Source organism: Bacteroides caecigallinarum (genome assembly GCF_021531075.1).
GTDB lineage: Bacteria > Bacteroidota > Bacteroidia > Bacteroidales > Bacteroidaceae > Phocaeicola > Phocaeicola caecigallinarum_B.
This window is the reverse complement of the sequence record NZ_JADYTJ010000129.1, coordinates 1-1,024: the sequence shown is the minus strand read 5'-3', so window position 1 is coordinate 1,024 and position 1,024 is coordinate 1. Positions and strand designations below refer to the sequence as shown.

At 29.3% G+C, this 1,024-nt stretch carries 1 protein-coding gene; it reads right to left on the bottom strand.

The window, feature by feature from the left end:
* Positions 1 to 1,024: leucine-rich repeat domain-containing protein (locus I6E11_RS14645; RefSeq protein ID WP_235338834.1), on the bottom strand; the 1,024-nt coding region annotated here is incomplete at both ends.

Genomic DNA, 1,024 nt, shown 5'->3' with positions numbered 1-1,024 from the left:
ATGAAAGTCCTGATACTTCATTCTTTTTATTAATGTGAAGTGTTAAGTTTATATTTGTAGAGTTAAATAATCTGGCATTCATGGAAGTTAGATTTGGAGAAGAAAGAGTTAAAGATGTTAACTTTGAACAATCATAAAAATTTCCATCATAAACAGTTATAACAGATGGAAGAATTATTGAAGATAAATTATGGCATGCAGAAATAGCGCTATATCCTATACTTTCTAGTTTGGGAATGTAAATAGAAGATAATTGTGAACATTTATAGAATGAATTATTTCCAATGGTATTAGCTGATGGTAGATTTATAAATGAAAGACTAGAGCAGTTAAAAAAAACGGAAGAACCCAAATTTACTGCCTTAGGGATGTTTATAGAAGATAAATTTATACAGTCCCAAAATGAACTATCTCCAATATTATTTATTATAGGCATATCAATATTCTTTAAGTTCGAACATCCATAAAAAACTCCATCATTGCTCGAACTGCTATTTTTTATATTGCCAATAGACAAGACATTTGGAAGTGAAATAAATTTTAACTTTGTGCAACCTAAAAATGCACCATTATCTATAGACTTTACTGATGGTAAATATATGGACTCTAAATTTGTACACCTTGAGAAAGCATCTTTGGCTATAATTGATAATTTAGGAAACTCGATAACGGATAATGTTTCTGCACTTTCGAATGCTTTCTCACCAATAGATAATACAGAAGGAAAGTTTGTATAGGAAAGTTTATCACAATTGTAAAATGCTCCTTTACCTATGGTCTCTACAAGAGGGCAATTTATAGAAGATAAATCCATACAATATTCAAATGCATACTCACCAATATCCTTTACTTCTGGGAAATCAACTGAAGATAATTTGTTTAAACCTATAATATTACCTTTTTTCCCACTAAAAGCATAATTCCCTATATTCGTTACTGATGGTAAATTAAGTGAAGATAGATTACTACATCCAGCAAAAGCATAATTCCCAATATTTTTTATATTTATAGCACTGAATGAAGA